This window comes from Bordetella sp., from assembly GCF_051960075.1.
Lineage (GTDB): Bacteria > Pseudomonadota > Gammaproteobacteria > Burkholderiales > Burkholderiaceae_B > Bordetella.
In genome coordinates, this window is the sequence record NZ_JBQCER010000049.1 from 116816 (window position 1) to 135515 (window position 18700).

At 63.3% G+C, this 18700-nt stretch carries 13 protein-coding genes; 11 read left to right on the top strand and 2 right to left on the bottom strand.

From position 1 onward, the window contains the following. Nucleotides 1–74: 74 nt before the first annotated feature. Entirely contained in the window at nt 75–2234 is a 2160-nt protein-coding gene (locus ACTHJ1_RS07085) for an EAL domain-containing protein (RefSeq protein WP_440189779.1), read from the top strand. A gap of 140 nt (nt 2235–2374) precedes the next feature. Further along, the gene (locus ACTHJ1_RS07090; protein ID WP_440189782.1) at nt 2375–3235 is read left to right on the top strand and encodes a tetratricopeptide repeat protein; all 861 of its coding nucleotides are present in this window, start codon (nt 2375–2377) and stop codon (nt 3233–3235) included. An 85-nt stretch (nt 3236–3320) separates the two neighbouring features. On the opposite strand, the gene ACTHJ1_RS07095 is transcribed toward ACTHJ1_RS07090, so the two are convergent. Then, nucleotides 3321–4625 (bottom strand): ABC transporter ATP-binding protein, encoded by a 1305-nt coding sequence (locus ACTHJ1_RS07095; RefSeq protein WP_440189784.1) that lies wholly within the window; start codon nt 4623–4625, stop codon nt 3321–3323. A 46-nt stretch (nt 4626–4671) separates the two neighbouring features. Continuing rightward, a complete protein-coding gene (locus ACTHJ1_RS07100) occupies nt 4672–6423 on the bottom strand; it encodes an ABC transporter permease (RefSeq protein WP_440189787.1) in 1752 nt (583 codons plus the stop codon). A 432-nt stretch (nt 6424–6855) separates the two neighbouring features. Here ACTHJ1_RS07100 and tssB point away from each other — a divergent pair, with 432 nt between their 5' ends. The 9 genes from tssB to ACTHJ1_RS07145 form a co-directional block, all read left to right on the top strand. Further along, nucleotides 6856–7350, top strand: a complete 495-nt coding sequence (gene tssB, locus ACTHJ1_RS07105) for a type VI secretion system contractile sheath small subunit (RefSeq protein WP_440189790.1) — start codon at nt 6856–6858, stop codon at nt 7348–7350. 21 nt (nt 7351–7371) lie between these two features. Next, on the top strand, nt 7372–8859 hold the full coding sequence (gene tssC, locus ACTHJ1_RS07110) for a type VI secretion system contractile sheath large subunit (RefSeq protein WP_440189793.1): 1488 nt from the start codon (nt 7372–7374) through the stop codon (nt 8857–8859). A gap of 47 nt (nt 8860–8906) precedes the next feature. Further along, complete coding sequence (locus ACTHJ1_RS07115) at nt 8907–9395, top strand: Hcp family type VI secretion system effector (RefSeq protein WP_330917028.1); 489 nt, start codon at nt 8907–8909, stop codon at nt 9393–9395. Between the two features lie 23 nt (nt 9396–9418). Further along, nucleotides 9419–9841 carry a type VI secretion system baseplate subunit TssE gene (tssE, locus tag ACTHJ1_RS07120; RefSeq protein ID WP_440189797.1) on the top strand — a complete coding sequence of 141 codons (423 nt, stop codon included), beginning with the start codon at nt 9419–9421 and terminating at the stop codon, nt 9839–9841. Between the two features lie 20 nt (nt 9842–9861). Then, entirely contained in the window at nt 9862–11592 is a 1731-nt protein-coding gene (gene tssF / locus ACTHJ1_RS07125) for a type VI secretion system baseplate subunit TssF (protein ID WP_440189800.1), read from the top strand. Continuing rightward, nucleotides 11556–12536, top strand: coding sequence for a type VI secretion system baseplate subunit TssG (gene tssG / locus ACTHJ1_RS07130; protein WP_440189803.1), 981 nt, complete (start codon nt 11556–11558; stop codon nt 12534–12536). The genes tssF and tssG overlap by 37 nt, the downstream gene beginning before the upstream one ends. A 52-nt stretch (nt 12537–12588) precedes the next feature. Further along, nucleotides 12589–15231 (top strand): type VI secretion system ATPase TssH, encoded by a 2643-nt coding sequence (tssH, locus tag ACTHJ1_RS07135; protein ID WP_440189806.1) that lies wholly within the window; start codon nt 12589–12591, stop codon nt 15229–15231. Between the two features lie 28 nt (nt 15232–15259). Then, on the top strand, nt 15260–17962 hold the full coding sequence (locus ACTHJ1_RS07140) for a type VI secretion system Vgr family protein (RefSeq protein ID WP_440189809.1): 2703 nt from the start codon (nt 15260–15262) through the stop codon (nt 17960–17962). Between the two features lie 6 nt (nt 17963–17968). Next, a partial coding sequence (locus tag ACTHJ1_RS07145; RefSeq protein ID WP_440189812.1) for a DUF2169 domain-containing protein occupies nt 17969–18700 on the top strand: 732 nt, incomplete at its 3' end.

Genomic DNA, 18700 nt, shown 5'->3' on the forward strand with positions numbered 1-18700 from the left:
CCCGTGGATAAGGGCAAACCCCAGGAACCTCCGGTCTTCGATTCAATCGATGTAAATAGCCCTATATTGCAGGCATGCAACATAGCGACAGGCAGAGCAGTGCCACGACCGCCTCACAGTTGTACGGTCCCGCCTGGGCCGACGACATGCGCGCGCTCAGCCTGGCTCTGCAGGACGATCTGGGCGAAATCATCGAGCGCGTCCATCGGTTTCTGGCCGAGCGCTGGAGCCCGTCTGCGTCCGATCCCGCGCCCGATATCGGTGCAGAACAAGGCAAGGTCTATCAGATCGAAAGCATGCATGCGCTGCTCGGGCCTGCGCTGACCGAACAGGCGCATCGCCGTCTGGCCCTGGCATCGGGCCTGCGCCACTCCGCCATGCGGCTGGACCGCGCCAGCCTCATCCACGGCCACAATTTTCTGTACGCGCAGTTCCGCGAGCATGTCGATGTCGTCGAGCACGAGCGCGCCCTGGCCGTGCTGGGACGGCGCATCATCCGGGATCTGGCATGGCAGTCGGAGGCCTATGCGTCGCTGCAGCTGTCCCGCAACGACATCGTGCTGCGCCTGACCCACCTGGCCTGGGAAGCGGACAGCTACACCGACCTGATCAATCGCGCCGCTAACATTCTTCACGAACTGGACGGCGTCGACGGATGCGCGTTCGGCCGACCGGACCAGGATGGCTTCATCCGCTATGAAGCCATCGCGGGCGACGATGACTTCAAACGGCACCTCTCCGACGCCAACGCCTTGCAGCAGGCCTCCCGCATCACCGAACCCGACAACGGACTTGCGAGCCGGGCATGGCACACAGGGCAGATCATGCAAAGCCCGAACATTGCCGACGATCCGCGCATTCCGCCGCTCTGGAAGGAACTCCTCATCCAGGCTGGCCTGCATTCTGCGGCAGCCATTCCCTTGGGCCGTCCTGGCAATACGCCGCGGGCCATTCTCAATATTTACGGCCGTCTGCGGCGCGGCCCCACCGGTCCGACACACGCCAACCTCCTCACCCAGGTGCAGTTGCTGCTGGCGTTCGCGATCAACCGTCTCGAATCCCAGTTCGGACCGACCCGCCTGGCGCCTTACCTGCAGCGGCAGCGCTGGATTTCGCTGCTGCGGTCCGATGCGCTGGAGATGCACTATCAACCGCTGCTGGACCTGCGCACGCGCAAAGTTCACAAAGTCGAGGCACTGGCGCGCCTGCGCGACGGTGACCGCCTGCTGACACCGGGCATGTTTTTTCCCGCCCTGGCTTCCGACGACTTCGTCGATCTCTACGCCTTGGGCCTGCATCAAACGCTGACGCAGCGCAACCTCTGGCTGGAGCAAAGCGGACTGGATCTGCACGTCTCCATCAACATACCGTCCAGCGCACTGGCAGACGCCCGCTACTTTCACGCGACGCAACGTGCGCTGGAAGAACTCGGCTGCGCACCGCACAAGCTCTCGCTGGAAATCCTGGAGACCGAGGAAATTCCGCGCGGCGTGGACGTGGCAGGCGAACTCGGCCACTTCAAGGCCTTGGGCGTGCGCCTGGCCGAGGACGATCTGGGGTCCGGCTACAGCAGCCTGAGCCGACTGCGCGAACTGCCGTTCGACAGCATCAAGATCGACCGCAGCATCGTGATGAATGTGCACCAGGACAGCTCCAATGTGCTGCGCTTCATCTACCAGCTCACCCGGCTCGGCCATTCTCTGGGCAAGGACGTCGTCGTCGAAGGCGTTGAGACGACCGATCTGCTGGAAGCCATCGCCATCCTGGGCGCCGATGTCGCTCAGGGATGGGTAGTGGCCCGGCCCATGCCGGCCGAAGAGATCCCGCGTTGGATACGCGCCGGCGAATTGCCCGAGCTGCCGGAAGCGGAAAAGGCCTGCAGCCTCCTGGCCAGGCTCGCGCGGTTGCTGGTCTGGGAAGAGCGGCTGCAACTGGTGCTGGTCGCCCAGAGCCGTACCGGCGCATCGGGCGCGCCGCGCAGGCTGTATACCGATCCTCACGAAGCGCTGCGGCACGCAAGCGCTCTGTCGCTATCCCAGGACGGGATCGATCTAGCCCTGCCCTTCGACGACGCCGATCCGCAGTTGCAGCAAGCGCTGGTGATAGCCGCCGTCAATCACGGCCTTTACGGCCAGGAATACGCACAGGCGCGTCAGGCGCTCGTGCAGGCGCTGCAGGCGCACGATTCCGATTCAACCCAGGACGCCGTGCAATCGTTTCGCAACACAGCGTGACCGTTGCCGTGCGGGCCGCACGCCGCGGCAAGCTTTCGTAACGTCTCGCCTCCGGCATCTTGCGCTACGCTTGAGTCTGCGGGGCTTGAATTTTTCCAGGTCGGCCTCATCTCAAAATTCCCTCTTTGGGAGTCATCGACATGTTTGGAAAGCTCATCCCGAAACTGATATTTGCGGGCGCCCTGCTGGCCAGCAGCGCCGCTTGGGCCGCCGATCCTTCGGTAGACCAGATCTACCAGGCCGCCAAGGCCGGCAACTACAGTCAGGCGCAAAGCATGATGGACCAAGTGCTGCGCGACCACCCCAACAGCGCCAAGGCGCATTTCATCCAGGCCGAACTCTTCGCCAAGGAAGGCAAGCTCAACGCCGCACGGGGCGAACTCCAGAAAGCGCAACAGATCGACCCCAACCTGTCGTTCGCCAAACCCGCCGCGGTGCAGGAATTGAAGTCGGTGCTGTCGGGCAACGCGCGCGCCGGCGCCAACCCGGTCCGGGCGAACGGCGGCGTTCACGTGCCCTGGGGTCCGCTGCTCGGCGGTCTGGCCGTTCTGCTCGTGATTCTCATGATCGTCCGCGCGCGCTCCCAACGCGTCATCGTCGAACCGGGCCCGGCCGCCGGCTGGCGTCCTGCAGCGCCTGCAGGCCCTGGCGGTCCTGGCGGCCCGGTCATGCCCGGCGGCGGCTACGGTCCCGGCTACGGGGCTCCTCCTGCAGCGGGCGGCGGCATGGGCTCGGGCATTTTGGGCGGCCTCGCCACGGGCGCCGCAGTGGGCGCAGGCATGGTGGCGGGCGAAGCGCTCATGCACAAGGTCATGGGCGGCAGCAACCCGCAGCAGGTGCCTGTCGATACCAACAACGGCTTCGTACAGAACGACCCCGCTGCCGGCTACGACATGGGCGGCAATGATTTCGGCGTGAACGACGCCGGCTCTTGGGATGACAACAGCGGCGGTTCCAGTTGGGACAGCGGCGGTGGCGGCTCCGACGACGACTGGAGCTGAGAAACCACAGGCATTCCGGTACGGCAACGATGTTGAGCTGAAAGATCCGCGCGACATCGGCCTGCCTGCCGGCATGTGGTTTTGACTACGACTCCACGTCTTCCAGGCTGAAGATTTCGCTCTGGTCGTTATACGAGAAAATCTCGCCGTAGCGGCCCCAGTCGATGACGGCGTCCAGCGTTTCTTCGGCGGCGCCGTCCGAAAGAAAGTCTTCCAGCTCCTGCTCGAAACGCACGCGCGGGGCGCGGTGGCCGGGGCGTTCGTTGAGCACGGCGCGAATGCGGGCGGCCAGGGGCACGTTCTTGAGCAAATGTTCGGCGAACATCATCTTGCGTTCCTGCGTGCCCAGCTCGGCGAATTTGCGGCCGGCGGGAGTCAGGAACATATCGCCCTGATGAACGTCGGCAAAGCCCAGGTGCTGCAGCGTTTCGGCGATGGGAAAGAGATCGTCGACTTCCAGCTGCAACGAGCGGGCGACGTCGGGCATGTCGGCACGGCCGTTATAGGGCGCCGCCGCCAGGGTTTCCATGAGGCCCGCCATGAGGTTGGTGGACACGTCAGGCAGCCAACTGCCCAGTTCGAGCGCGCCGCGCGCCGCATCGCCGGCAGGCCGCGCCGTCATCTGGGCATAGATGTCGTCGACCAGTTTACGGAAGGCAGGGTCCAGGCGGTTGCGCGGGTGCTTGAAAGGCACTTTGATCTCGGACACGACCTTGCCCGGGTTGGACGACAGCACCAGGATGCGGTCGCACATGAACACCGCCTCTTCGATGTTGTGCGTAACGATGAGCACCGACTTGATGGGCATGCGGCCCTGCGTCCACAAATCGAGCAGATCGGTACGCAGTGTTTCGGCGGTCAGCACGTCCAGCGCGGAAAACGGCTCGTCCATCAGCAGCAGCGTCGGATCGACCACCAGCGCACGCGCGAAACCCACGCGCTGGCGCATGCCGCCGGACATCTCGCGGGGATACGCGTTTTCGAAACCGTCCAGACCGATCAGGTCGATGGCTGCCAGCGCACGGGCGCGCCGTTCCTTGGGCGGCACGCCCTGGGCTTCGAGGCCGGCCTCGACGTTCTGCAGCACCGTGAGCCAGGGAAACAGGGCGAATGTCTGGAACACCATGGCCACGCCTTCGGCCGGACCGGAGAGCGGTTTGCCCAGATAGCTCACGTCGCCGCCGGACGGCTTTATCAGGCCGGCGATGATGCGCAGAAGCGTGGACTTGCCCGAACCCGAGCGGCCCAGGAGACCGACGATCTCGCCCTCGCGCAGCTGCAGGTTCACGCCGTCGAGCACCAGCAACTCGCCCTGGTTCTTGTCGAAGCCCCGATAGACGTTCTTGAGATTGAGGATTTCCCGGCCGAGGCCCGCGGATGGAGTCTGCATAGTCGACATGGTTTTCAGTGTTAACGAGGCCTAGGTCTGTCCAGGGTCAATCGAGCCGCAGCCGGGATTCGGCATAGGCGTATAGCGGCCGCCAGAGCAGGCGGTTGAAAAGGGTCACGAACAGGGACATCACGGCGATGCCCAGGATGATCTTGGGGAAATCGCCCGCCGCGGTGGTCTGCGCGATATAGGCGCCCAGGCCGTGCGCGGCCAGCTTGGTATCGCCCCATTGCACGTATTCGGACACGATGCTGGCATTCCACGCGCCGCCCGAGGCCGTGATGGCGCCCGTGACGTAATAGGGAAAAATGCCCGGCAGCACCGCTTTGCGCCACCATTGCCAGCCGCGGATGTGGAAATTGGTCGCGACCTCGCGGTAGTCGTTGGGATAGGAACTGGCGCCCGCGATCACGTTGAACAGGATGTACCACTGCGTGCCCAGCACGATGAGCGGCGACAGCCAGATGTCCGGATTCAAGTGAAAGCGCACGATCACGATCACGAAGACCGGAAACATCAGATTGGCCGGAAAGGCTGCCAGGAACTGCGCCAGCGGCTGGATTTTCTCGGCCAGCGCCGGACGCAGACCGATCAGTACGCCCAGCGGCACCCAGATCAGCGACGAGATGGCGATCAGCAACGCCACACGCACCAGCGTGATGAAACCCAGCAGGAACACGTGGCCCACGTCGCCCCAACCTACGCCGGTGCTGACGTAGGCCACCACGCGGTAGACCACATAGAGCGTGAGCAGCACGACGAACGCGCCCCAGGCCAGATCGCCGGCCCGCGATGCGCCGACGGTCTTCGGTTTGCGCGCAGACGGGGCCATCCCGGCCGGCAGGCGCAGCGGCGCGCGCGCCGCCCGGGAGAGCAGCAGGCGCGCGGGCACCAGCAGCAGGCGGATCAGGCGAGTGCGGCGGATCAGGTCGAGCAGCCAGGATTCGGGCGCGTCGCCGGAGCTGGTGTTTTCCATGCGGAACTTGTCGGCCCAGGCCACCAGCGGACGGAAAAGCAGCTGGTCGTAGGCCAGGATCACGATCACCATGGTCAGGATCACCCAGCCCACGGCATGCATGTTCTTGTCGGAAATGGCCTGGGCCAGGTAGGCGCCGATGCCGGGCAGCGTGATGCTCTGGTCGCCCACCGTGATCGATTCGGAGGCCACCACGAAGAACCAGCCGCCGGACATGGACATCATCATGTTCCAGATCAGGCCCGGCATGGCGAACGGTACTTCCAGCTTCCAGAAACGCTGCCAGCCGGTCAGGTGAAAGCCGCGCGCGACCTCGTCCAGGTCACGCGGCACCGTGCGCAGCGACTGGTAGAAGCTGAAGGTCATGTTCCAGGCCTGGCTGGTCCAGATGGCGAAAATGGCGGCCAACTCCGCCCCCAGTACGCGCGAGGGGAACAGGGCCAGGAAAAAAGTGACCGTGAAGGAGATGTAGCCCAGCACCGGCACCGATTGGAGAATGTCCAGGATGGGGACCAGCACCTTCTCGGCGCGCTTGCTCTTGGCGGCCAGGGTGCCGTAGACCAGCGTGAACAGCAGCGAGGCCACCATGGCGGCCAACATGCGCAACGTGGTGCGCAGCGCGTATTCGGGCAGGTGGGTCGGGTCCAGCGAGATGGCCTGCTCGTGCAGGGTCGACATGGGGGCCATGGTCTGGTGAAAGCCCACCGCGGCCATCGCTATCAGGCAGATGATGAGGGGAAACGCGACGAAGTCCCAGCCGTTGGGCAGGAGGCGCCACGCCGACGCGTTGGCCGTCCGGTTGAGAGTGAAGCCGAATTCCATTGAAGCCCCTTGCAACGATGCACACCCCCGCTTTCCGCCCATCAGGGAGGAAGCCGGGCCTATATCATGACCGCGAAATATGACAATTCACGGAATTGTCCACCATTTTCCGGCTGCGCCGCACAAAGACCGCAGCGCGGCCGCGACGGGCCGCACGGCCCCAGGCCCAGGACGCGCCGCGTTCGCTTTAGGCGATTTGTAAGGCGAACGAAAGGCGGGCTTCTTCTTTCGGTTTGGAACTTTAGCCGCAGGCGCGTTACTCAATCGGACAGGAAGCGCGCAAGTGCGATCCGACGATAGAGATTATCTAGGGACAAACGCTAGCTGATGGTCTGTCCACTATTTGCGCTACTTTAGGTAAACCCCAATTTGTTTCAGGGTTTGCTGCATTCGTTTCCAGTCATATAGCAACATTCTCCCAGGAGATTCGTCATGGCATCCGAGGGTTCCGTAGCACCGAAAGAGCGCGTCAACATCGTCTATCGCCCCGCAATCGGCGACGCCAAAGCGGAGGTTGAACTGCCGCTGAAGCTGCTGGTCATAGGGGACTACACCCTGCGCCAGGACGACACGCCGATCGAGGAAATGAAGCCGGTCAGCATCGACAAGGACAACTTCAACGACGTCCTGAAAGCGCAGAAGCTTTCGCTCGATCTCACCGTCCCCAACAAGCTCGACGAAAAGGCCGACCCCGACGCGGTGCTGGCCGTGAACATGAAGTTCGATCACATCAACGACTTCACGCCCGATGCCATCGTCGACAAAGTCCCCGAGCTGCGCCAAATGATCGCCTTGCGCGACGCGCTCAAGGCGCTGAAGGGTCCCCTGGGCAACATTCCCGACTTCCGCAAGAAAGTTCAGGAACTGGTCGAAGACGAAGGCGTGCGCGCGCGCCTGCTCGGCGAACTGGGCATCGAAGACAAATAAAGGCGAACAGGGGCAGAGCACATGAGCGACGAACAGAAGCAACAGGCCGATTCGGCCGCAGCCGCAGGGCAAGCCAGCGATTCCCTCCTGGATCAGCTGATCGAGTCGGCCCGCATCAAGCCGGGCGACGAAGCCTATTCCATTACCAAGCAAGGCATTCAGGCCTTCATTTCGCAATTGCTCGAACCGCAGCACGCGGTCGAGCGGGTGACGCAGGCCACCGTCGACGGCATGATCGCCGACCTGGATAAAAAACTTTGCAAGCAGGTCGATGCCATCCTGCATCATGCCGAGTTCCAGAAGCTGGAGTCGGCCTGGCGCTCGCTGAAGTTCCTGGTGGACCGCACCAACTTCCGCGAGAACGTCAAGATCCAGATGCTCAGCACCAGCAAGAGCAAGCTGCTCGACGACTTTCAGGATGCCGCCGACATCACCAAGTCGGGCCTCTACAAGAACCTGTACACGGCCGAATACGGGCAGTTCGGCGGACAGCCCTTCGGCGCCATCATCGCCAACTACGAGTTCGATCCGGGCACCCAGGACATGAAGCTGCTGCAGTATGCGGCCAGCGTGGCGGCGATGTCGCACGCGCCCTTCATCGCCGCGACCGCGCCGCAGTTCTTCGGCGTCGACAACTACGACCAGTTGCCCAACCTGAAAGACCTGGCCTCGATCTTCGAAGGCCCGCAGTTCGCCAAGTGGAATGCCTTCCGCGAAACGGAAGACGCCCGCTACGTCGGCTTGACGCTGCCTCACTTCCTACTGCGCGTGCCGTATGGCACCGATACCGTGCCGGCGCGCAAGTTCAACTACACGGAAGACGTCACCGGCGGCAACAACCAGTTTCTGTGGGGCAACGCCGCGTTCACCTTCGCCTCGCGTCTGACCGATAGCTTCGCCGGCTACCGCTGGTGCGCCAACGTCATCGGCCCGCAGGGCGGCGGCGCGGTCGAAGACCTGCCCATCTATACCTACGAATCGATGGGCGAGCTGCAGAACAAGATCCCCACCGAAGTGCTGATCTCCGAGAGGCGCGAGTTCGAACTGGCCGAACAGGGCTTCATCGCGCTGACCATGCGCAAGAACAGCGACAACGCCGCGTTCTTCTCGGCCAATTCGGCGCAGAAACCCAAGTTCTTCGGCAACACCAAGGAAGGCAAGGAGGCCGAGCTCAACTACAAGCTCAGCACCCAGCTGCCCTATATGTTCGTCATGAGCCGTCTGGCTCACTACATCAAGGTGATCCAGCGCGAAAACATCGGCACCTGGAAGGAACGCACCGACCTGGAAACCGAACTGAACAACTGGATCCGCCAGTATGTGTCCGATATGGACAACCCTGGCGAAGGCGTGCGCAGCCGCCGACCCCTGCGCCAAGCCGAAATCGTCGTATCCGACGTGGAAGGCGATCCGGGTTGGTACCGGGTCGATCTGCGAGTGCGCCCGCACTTCAAGTACATGGGCGCGTCGTTCTCGCTGTCGCTGGTCGGCAAGCTCGATAAGAAGTAATCACGCAGTCAACAATCAATACTGTCGAACGAATAAAGGAAACCATCATGCCTATGCCATGCTACCTGACCCTGGAAGGTCAGAACCAAGGAAAAATCGAAGGCTCCGTCAAGGTCAAGGGTCACGAAGGAAAGATCATGATCCAGGCCGTCGAGCACACGGTCGAGATCCCCAAGAGCCCGCAGACGGGCCTGCCCACCGGCAAGCGGGTTCACGGCCCGGCCACGTTCACCAAAGAAATCGACAAGTCCTCGCCCAAGCTGTTCCAGGCGCTGACCTCGGGCGAACAGATGAAGAACGTGACGCTGGAGTACTACCGCATTTCGCCCAAGGGCACGGAAGAGAAGTACTACACCGTCAAGCTCGAGAACGCCATCATCACGAGCCTGCGCTCCTGGACGCCGAACTGCCTGGACGCGGCCAACAAGCAGATGGGGCACATGGAAGACATCGCCTTCACGTACGAGAAGATCACCTGGACCTTCGATCCGGACGGCATCGAAGCCGAGGACTCCTGGCTGGCGCCGAAGTCCTGACGCGGGCTTAAGACCGCCCGGTCATGAAGGAACGCCGACTGCTCGAGCGCATAGCCTACTGGGGAGAAGATGGCGGCCAACAGCGCAGCCATCAAACCCAGGTGGATATTCTCATGCAGTCGGTAATGGCACACCTAGCGCGCCTGCTCAACACGCGCCGGGGCAGCGTCCAGCTCGACCCGCTGTTCGGCGTACCCGATTTCACCAACCTGGCGGGCGGCACGGGCGTAGGTTCCGCGCGCGACATCCAGGAAGAGATCGAACGCATGGTGAGCAAGTACGAGCCGCGCATCAAATCGCCGCGGGTCACGCTCGACCCGGACCATTCCGACATGCAGGCCCTGAAATTCATGCTCAACGGCACGATCGACGCCGATGACCGCGAGATTCCGCTGTCGCTTTCGACCACTGTGGGCGCGAGCGGCAAAATCAGTCTGAAGAATTAGGTAGAACCAGGCTCGCCATCATGTTCAATGAGTACTACGAAAGCGAATTGAACAAGCTCAAGGGGCTGGCCGCGGAGTTCTCGCAGAACAATCCGGCGCTGGCACCGATGCTGTCGGGCGCCTCGACCGACCCCGACGTGGAGCGCCTGCTCGAAGGCGTGGCTTTCCTGACCGGGCTGACGCGGCAAAAGCTCGACGACGAGTTTCCGGAGTTCGTGCAGGAAATCACGAACCTGCTGTTTCCGCATTATCTGCGCCCGATTCCGGCCACCACGCTGGTGAACTTCACGCCGCGCGTGCCGCTGGCGGAAATTGCGCGTGTGGCGGCAGGCACCGAGCTGGCATCGGTACCGGTGGACGGCACGCCGTGCCGATTCCGAACCACTCAGGATCTGGACGTGCAGCCGCTCGTCCTGGCCGACGCCAATGTATTGGCTTTTGCCGGTACTGCGCCGGTGCTGGTGCTCGATTTCGAGCTGACCGGCCTGACCCTGGACCAATGGAACCCCGACTGCCTGCGCCTGTTTCTGAACGGCGGTTATGTCGAAGCCAGCAAGCTGCTGCTGCTGCTCACCCGGCACGCGACCAACGTGCGCATCTCTGCCGACGGCGCCGAACGCTTCGAACTCGGCGCCAAAGGGTTGCGGGCCTGCGGCTTCGACGACGCGCTGCTGCCCTATCCGAGCAATGCGTTCAGCGGCTTTCGCCGCATCCAGGAATTTTTCGTACAACCGGAGAAATTCCTGTTCATCGACATCGAGGGCCTGCAGCGCTGGACGACGCGCGGCGCCGGGTCGAGCTTCAGCATGTTCATCACGCTCGACGCCGCGCCCGACTGGATGCCTGAAATCCGCGCCGACAGCTTCATGCTCAACGTCGTGCCGGCGATCAATCTGTTTTCCCACGGCGCAGTGCCGATCAATCACGAGCACCGCTCGGCCGAATACCGGGTCATGCCCGAAGACGCCCATCGCCAGCATTATCAGGTGTATTCCATCGATGCCGTGACGGGTTACCAGCAGGGCGTGGCCAGGGAACGGGCCTACGTGCCGTTCGGCCTGTTCCAGCACGGCGGGCAGCAAGCCACGCAACTGAGCTACCGCGTCACCCGGCGCAGCGCCACGGTAGGGCGCGGCAGCGAGGTGTTTCTCTCGGTGAACTACCCGCTGAGCGAGACGCCCGTCCCCGAGACGCTGTCCATCAGACTGACCTGCACCAACCGCGCACTGCCCGAAAGCCTCAAGCTGGGCGACATCAACCAGCCCACCAGCACCTCGCCCGACCGCATCGCCTTCCAGAACATCCGCGCCGTCACGCCTTCGCAGGAACCGCCCAACGGCGAGGCGCTGTTATGGCAGCTCCTCTCCCACGTGTCGCTGAACTTTCTTTCGGTCGCCAGCGCCGAGACGCTGCGGGCTCTTCTGAGTCTGTATGTGTTTTCCGAGCGGCAGGAACAGACGCAGGAAGCCGCGAACCGCCGGCGCATCAGCGGCATCCAGGAGGTCACGGCTACGCCCGAGACCCGACTGATCGGGCGCGGCAGCCTGCTGCGCGGACAACTCGTGCGCATCAAGTGCCGACAGGACCACTACGCAGGTATCGGCGATCTGTATCTGTTCGGCTGCATGCTGGAGCGGCTGATCGCCGACTATGCCGGCATCAATTCCTACACCCGCGTCGAATTGGTCGACGCGTTTTCCGGAGCCGTCTACCAATGGCCACCGAGACTGGGCCAACAGCTTTTGCTGTAAAGGACGACCTGCTCGTCAACAGCGACCGCTACGCCTACTTTCAGGCGGTGCGGCTGCTGGAGCTGTCCGCCCGCGCCAGCCGACGCCCCACGACCTTGCGGGTGCGGCCCAAGCTCGCGCTGGGGTTCCCCGAAAACGACATCGACAGCATCGAGCGGCGCGCCGACGGCGGATACCGCATCCAGGCCAACTTCTTCGGCCTTTACGGCGTGGCCTCGCCGCTGCCCACCTACTACACCGAAGACCTGCTCGACGAGGAGCGCGAGGGCGGGCGCGTCACGCGCGAGTTCCTCGACATCGTGCACTATGCGATGTACCCGCTCTTGTTCGATGTCTGGTCCAAGTATCGGCTGCAGTTGCGGATCATCGAGCAGGAAGACGCCGCGACGCTCAACCACCTGTATGCCTTCGTCGGCCTGGAAAACCAGGACCTTCGGGTGGATCTGCTGCCGGGCAGCGCGGGGCTGCTGCGCTATGCCGGCCTGCTCAGCCAGCGCCCGCGTTCGGCGCTGGGCTTGCAGACGATGCTGGCCGATGCCTATGCGCAGGCCCAGGTGCAGATCGACAGCTGTGTCGCGCGCACGGCGCCGATCCCGACTGATCAGCGCTGGAGCCTGGGCCGCCAGGGCAGTTGCCTGGGCGAGGGCGCGTATCTGGGTTCGCTGATCGACGACTATGCCGGCAACATCCGCATACGGCTGACCGACGTGCCCCAAACGCTGTTTCACCAACTGCTGCCCGGCGCGAAAGAAAACCAGCGCCTGCGGTTTCTGGTGCGTTTCTACCTGATCGATCCCTGCGACGTCGAAGTGGAGCTGCATTTGCGCCACGACGATGCGCGCGCCGCCCGCCTCAACGACAGGCAATGGGCGCGCCTGGGCCTGGACACCTGGCTGGCGCCCGAGCAATCCGACGAGCCGACCCGGGTGGCTTTCAATCTGTGATTTTGTGGTTCGTAGTTCCTATCTGCAACGCTTACTCTAGACAGGAAAGAACATGCTACTGGTCGAACTCAAGCCCCTGGTGGGCCGCCTGAATGCTTACTGCAAGCAGGCCCTGGAAGACGGCGTTGGCCTGTGCGTGGCGCGCGGCCATTACGAAATCATGGTCGAGCATCTGCTGTCCAAGCTGCTCGTGGACGTGCAGTCCGACATACCGCTGCTCTTGCGCCAGCACGGCGTGGATGCGGCCCTGGTCAAGCGCGCCGTCGACCAGTCGCTGGAAGAATTCAAGACCGGCAACGCCGGCCGGCCGGCATTCTCGCCTTTGCTGCTGGAACTGCTGCAGGACGCCTGGCTGATCTCGTCGGTGAACCTGTTCGAGACCCGCATCCGTTCGGGCGCGATCCTGCTGGCCTGGCTGGCGCGGGCCACCTACTATGCCACCGGCGACTACGCGGCGCCGCTGCGAGCCCTGAACCGCGAAACGCTGCTCGCCACATTCGGGCAGGTCGCTCAAGCCTCGATCGAGGAATCCGCCGGCGCGGGCGCGGCCGACGGCGGCGGCGGCGCGACGGGCGCCGCAGGCGGCGGCGAAGGCAGCGCCATTGCGCGCTTCTGCGAAAACTTCACCGAAAAAGCGCGTGCCGGCAAAGTCGATCCCGTGTTCGGCCGCGATCCCGAAATCCGCCAGATGGTCGACATTCTCGCGCGCCGCCGCAAGAACAATCCGATCTGCGTGGGCGATCCGGGTGTGGGCAAGACGGCCGTGGTGGAGGGTCTGGCGCTGCGGGTGGTCAACGGCGACGTGCCCGACTCGCTCAAGGACGTCGCCATCCTGGGCCTGGACATGGGCCTGCTGCAGGCCGGCGCCAGCGTGAAGGGCGAATTCGAGAATCGCCTGAAGGGCGTCATCACCGAGATCAAGTCGTCGTCCAAGCCCATCATCCTGTTCATCGACGAAGCCCATACCCTGATCGGCGCGGGCGGCCAGGCGGGCGGCTCGGACGCCGCCAACCTGCTCAAACCGGCTCTGGCGCGCGGCGAGCTGCGCACCATCGCGGCCACTACCTGGGCCGAATACAAGAAATATTTCGAGAAAGACGCGGCGCTGGCACGCCGCTTCCAGCTGGTCAAGCTCGACGAGCCCGACCTGCCCACCGCCGTGCTGATCCTGCGCGGTCTGAAGGAAAAATACGAAGACGTGCACCACGTGGTGGTGCGCGACGACGCCATCGTCGCCGCGGCCGAACTGTCCAGCCGCTACATCACCGGGCGCCAGTTGCCCGACAAGGCGGTCGATCTGCTGGACACCGCCTGCGCGCGGGTCAAGGTGCTGCAAAGCGCCAAGCCCGACGTGCTGGAAGACACCGAGCGGCGCATCCAGGCCCTGCAGCGCGAGAAATCGGGCCTCGAGCGCGACCGCGACAATCTGCAGCCGGTGGATCACGAACGCCTGGGCGAAATCGACGGCCTGCTGGTCGAGGCGGAAAGCGAGGCCCAGGGCCTGCGCGAACATTGGCAGACGCAAAAGGCCGCCGCCGATGCGCTGCTGGCGGCGCGCGCCCAGCGCCACCAGGCCAAGGCCGACGGCGCGTCGGCCGAAGACCTGGCCAAGCTCGAAGCGGACATCGAAGCGGCCAGCGCGGCCTTCAAGCAGGCCCAGGGCGATCGCCCCATGGTGCGCGTGGACGTGGACCCGGACGTGGTCGCCAAGGTCATCTCCGACTGGACCGGCGTGCCGGTAGGCAAGATGCTGCGCGATCGCGCCGAAACGGTGATGAACATGGCCACGACGCTGTCGGCCCGCGTGCGCGGCCAGGATCACGCCATGCACATGATCGGCGAAGTGCTCAAGACGGCGCAATCGGGCCTGCGCGATCCGCAGCAGCCGCTGGGTGTGTTTCTGCTGGCCGGCCCTTCGGGCGTAGGCAAGACCGAGACGGCCCTGTCGGTGGCCGACATTCTGTTCGGCGACGAGAAGTCCACCGTCATCGTCAACATGAGCGAGTTCCAGGAGAAGCACAACGTCAGCCGCCTGATCGGGTCGCCCCCGGGCTATGTGGGTTACGGCGAAGGCGGCGTGCTGACGGAAGCGGTGCGCCAGCGACCCTATTCGGTAGTGCTGCTCGACGAGGTCGAAAAGGCGCACCTGGACGTGCTGAACCTGTTCTACCAGGTGTTCGACAAGGGCATGCTGTCGGACGGCGAGGGCAAGGAGATCGATTTCTCCAACACGGTGATCTTTCTGACCTCCAACCTGGCCACCGATGTGATCACCGAAATGACCGCCGGCGAAGACCGCCCCGATCACGACACCCTGCTGTCGGCGGTGCGGCCGATTCTATCGGCCCACTTCAAGCCGGCCCTGCTGGCGCGTATGACGGTGATCCCCTACTTCACCCTGGCCCGGGACGCCCTGGCCGGCATCGTGCGGCTCAAGCTCGACAAGATCGGCCAGCGCCTGGAACACAACAACAAGATGAAGTTCAGCTACAGCGAAGCCGTGGTCGACCAGATCGCCGCGCGCTGCACCGAAGTGGAAACCGGCGCCCGCAATATCGACTTCATCCTGCGCGGCACCGTCATGCCGCAGATGTCGCAGGAAATCCTGGCGCGCATGAGCGGCGCCGTGCAGCCGACGGCCGTGACGCTGGGCGTGCATGAAAGCGGCGAATTCACAGTGGAATTCCCGGCGTGAGCGCAAGCCGTCGGACAAGGGGTAGAAAATGACGTTTCTCGCGAACAAGCTGAACGCCGACAAGCGCTTCGAATTCCATTCGAAGGCTTTCGACAAGGACAAGTTCGCCGTCGTGGAAATGGAAGGCTTCGAGGCGATCTCAAAGCCATTCCAGTTCACCTTGACGCTGGTCACCGACGATGCCGACATCGATTTCGACACGATGCTGCGCATGCCGGCCACCTTCACCATTTTTTCACACGACGGCAAGCGCGAGATCCCGTATCACGGCGTGCTGGCCGGGTTCGAGCAGCTGCATCGCGCCGACGGCTATGTGTTCTACCGCGCGATACTCGTGCCGCGCCTGTGGAAGCTGTCGCAGTTCCGAATTTCCGAGGTCTATCTGAACGAGAAGACGATACCGGCCATCGTCGAAGACATTCTGCATAGCGTGCAACTGGCCAGCGGCACCGATTACGAGCTCAAGCTCAAGGGCCAGTATCGCGCGCGCAGCTTCGTCTGCCAGTATCAGGAAACCCATCTCGATTTCATCTCGCGCTGGATGGAAAAGGAAGGGATGTACTACTACTTCCAGCACGGCGACCAGGACAAGCTCGTCATCGTCGACGACAAAGTGGAGCACGATCCTGCGACGCAGGATGTGAGCTACCGGCCGGTCGCCGAGTTGGATGCCGGCGTGGAGTCGGATACCGTTCGCGCATTCATGTGCCGGCAAACGCCGCTGCCGCGCCAGGTGATCCTGCGGGATTACAACTACCGCAAGGCCGCCCTGGAGCTGAAGACACAGGCCATCGTTTCGGAAAACGGGCTGGGCGACGTGACGATCTACGGCGAGAACTTCCGCACCCAGGAAGAAGGCGACCGCTATGCCAAGCTGCGCGCCGAGGAAATTCTGTGCGGCGGCAAGATCTTCTCCGGCGAGTCCACCGCGGTGGGGCTGCGCGCCGGCTTTTTCATGAAGCTCGCCAAACACTATCGATCGGCCTTCAACGATAAGTACCTGGTCACAGAGATCCGGCACGAAGGCTCGCAGGCCGGCGCCCTGATCGGCGGAGGAAAATCGTCGATCAACGACGCGCCAGATGCCAAGACCTACTACAGCAACAGCTTCCGCGCGATTCCAGCATCGGTGCAGTTCCGCGCCGAACGCGTCACGCCCAAGCCGCGCGTGGCAGGCACCATGAACGCAACCGTCGATGCCGAAGGCAGCGGCCAGTACGCGGAGCTGGACGAATACGGCCAGTACAAGGTGCAGCTTCCGTTCGACGTGACCGACAAGAATCCGGCCAAGGGGTCTGCGCGGGTGCGCATGGCCACGCCCTACGCGGGCAAAGGCCACGGCATGCATTTTCCTTTGCTAAAGAACAGCGAAGTGCTGCTTTCCTTTACCGACGGCGACCCGGACCAACCCATTATCGTGGGTGCCGTGCCGAACTCGGAAAACAGGAATATCGTCGGCCAGGACATCCAGCAATACAACCGCATTGCCACGGCGGGCGGCAACCAGATCTTCATGGGCGACACTCAGGGCAAAGAGGTGATGTGGCTGCATTCGCCTTTTCACAACAGCTGCATCGCCCTGGGCTCGATCGACCCCAAGGGCGGCGGCAGCATCCTGTCCAGCACCGTGGGTAGCTCCGACACCATCACCGCCGGCGCCACCAACAAATTCTCGGTAGGCTCGAATTTCACGCTCAACGCGTCGGTAGACACCGCCATCAGCGCGGGGGTAACGAGCAAATTCACGGTGGCCGACAACCTGGCATGGAGCTACACCAGAGACGTGAATTGGAAAGGCGGCGAGGCCTATACGATAGGCTTCCAGGATTCGTGGGAGTACAAGGAGAACTACAAGACCCACGCCCGCAAGAACGTGCTGATCACAGGAGGCCAGCGAGCCGTTGCCGCTGGGCCGGCAAAAGCGCTGATGGAAGCGGTTCAGAAGGCTGCCGCCACCAGCGCGGTGGTAAATCTGGCCGCCAGCGTTGCCTCGGCGGCCGTGCTGGGCACCGCCGCCGACAACAATTGGGACGATGGCACGCCAAAGAACGACGGCAAGATCGGTGTCACGACCCGGAGCAGCTACGCCACGATCATCAGTCAAATCGGCCTCGCCGGGATCAGCTCGATTGCGGTGTCTCTCCTCATCAGAAACGCCGTGAAGACGTTGAAAGCTGTCAATGTTGACGACAGCTATGTCGGCAATATCAAGGTGAGCGATGCTGGCGTGAAAATCTGGGCCAATGGCATGACTTCCACCGGATACGCCAACGTCATGGTGGATCAGGTAGAAATGTTGGCGATGGATGTGCCAACGGCGAGCCAATCCCAATTCACCATGAAGCCAAGCAACGTGCTCTTGAAAGCGACGACGGCGGCGTTGTCCAGTTCGCTCGCCATGGATACGACCACAGGCGCAACGCTTACCGTGCCCGCCACGGCAAACGTCAAGATGGAGGTCACAGGCTTGTCGACTGTCCAATTGGAACCCACTGCGGTTACGGTAAAAAATGGCGCGAGCACGATTGAGGTGGGGCCGGCGGACATATCCGCTTCCGTGCCCGGGGGAGTCGCGATAAAGGCGGATGCCTTGGGCGTGGAAACGACTGCCGGACCGCAAACAGCGCTCTCGGTGCTTATGAGCGGGATCACACTTGGCTACGGGCCCACGAGTCTCACGGTCAACGCGTCGGGAGCAAGCGTCAACGGCGTCCTCATCCGGGTCGGATAAACGAACATGAAAATCTACCGCCCCGACAATCTGGGCGTTCTGTACCGCAGCATGCATTTCGCCCGTCGCGATACCTTGGCGATCGGCATGCTGGCCTTCTTCCGCTTCGACCGCGGCGAGCCGTCCGACTTGCTGCCCGAACCCGAGTTATGGGCCGCTGCTGCCCCGGCGCTGGGCGATGCGCCACTCGACGAAGGCATGCCCAAGCCTGCAGCGGAATACAAGGTGTACGGCAAGGCCCACGCCTCGGCGGGCGGCGCCGTAGGTCAAGGTATTCCGGTGGGCGTGACGCTGGGCGGCCTGTCCAAGCAGGCGCTGCTCACCGCCGAACAGAAATTCCTGTCCGAACCCTTCTGGGGGCTGGCGCCAAACGCGCCGCAGCGGCAGAGCCTGCTGGGCGCCTTCGATGACCGTTGGCTCAAGAACACCTGGCCGCATCTGCCGGAAGACACGCGCCTGGAATACTTCATGAGCGCGCCCGCGGATCAGCGCTTCCCCACCTTTCTGCAAGGCGGCGAGGCATTGGAGTTGCGCAATCTGCATCCTTCATGGCCTGTGCTCACCGGCCGGCTGCCGAACGTGCGGGCGCGCTGCTTCGTGAACCGCCGAATCGCGGGCGGCAAAGAAGAACTCTCGGAGGCGCAGGCGCGCCTGGAAACCGTGTGGCTGCTGCCCGAACTGGAGCGCGGCATCGTGCTGTTCCGCGCTCAAGCCGCATGCGCCGACGACGACGCCTCG

What these genes read in the sequence shown, in the direction of transcription:
- ACTHJ1_RS07140 (WP_440189809.1), top strand. Translation starts at nt 15,260, where the DNA reads ATGACGTTTCTCGCGAACAAGCTGAACGCCGACAAGCGCTTCGAATTC.
- tssG (WP_440189803.1), top strand. Translation starts at nt 11,556, where the DNA reads ATGGCCACCGAGACTGGGCCAACAGCTTTTGCTGTAAAGGACGACCTG.
- tssB (WP_440189790.1), top strand. Translation starts at nt 6,856, where the DNA reads ATGGCATCCGAGGGTTCCGTAGCACCGAAAGAGCGCGTCAACATCGTC.
- ACTHJ1_RS07095 (WP_440189784.1), bottom strand. Translation starts at nt 4,625, where the DNA reads ATGCAGACTCCATCCGCGGGCCTCGGCCGGGAAATCCTCAATCTCAAG.
- tssH (WP_440189806.1), top strand. Translation starts at nt 12,589, where the DNA reads ATGCTACTGGTCGAACTCAAGCCCCTGGTGGGCCGCCTGAATGCTTAC.
- ACTHJ1_RS07085 (WP_440189779.1), top strand. Translation starts at nt 75, where the DNA reads ATGCAACATAGCGACAGGCAGAGCAGTGCCACGACCGCCTCACAGTTG.
- ACTHJ1_RS07115 (WP_330917028.1), top strand. Translation starts at nt 8,907, where the DNA reads ATGCCTATGCCATGCTACCTGACCCTGGAAGGTCAGAACCAAGGAAAA.
- tssE (WP_440189797.1), top strand. Translation starts at nt 9,419, where the DNA reads ATGAAGGAACGCCGACTGCTCGAGCGCATAGCCTACTGGGGAGAAGAT.
- ACTHJ1_RS07100 (WP_440189787.1), bottom strand. Translation starts at nt 6,423, where the DNA reads ATGGAATTCGGCTTCACTCTCAACCGGACGGCCAACGCGTCGGCGTGG.
- tssF (WP_440189800.1), top strand. Translation starts at nt 9,862, where the DNA reads ATGTTCAATGAGTACTACGAAAGCGAATTGAACAAGCTCAAGGGGCTG.
- ACTHJ1_RS07090 (WP_440189782.1), top strand. Translation starts at nt 2,375, where the DNA reads ATGTTTGGAAAGCTCATCCCGAAACTGATATTTGCGGGCGCCCTGCTG.
- tssC (WP_440189793.1), top strand. Translation starts at nt 7,372, where the DNA reads ATGAGCGACGAACAGAAGCAACAGGCCGATTCGGCCGCAGCCGCAGGG.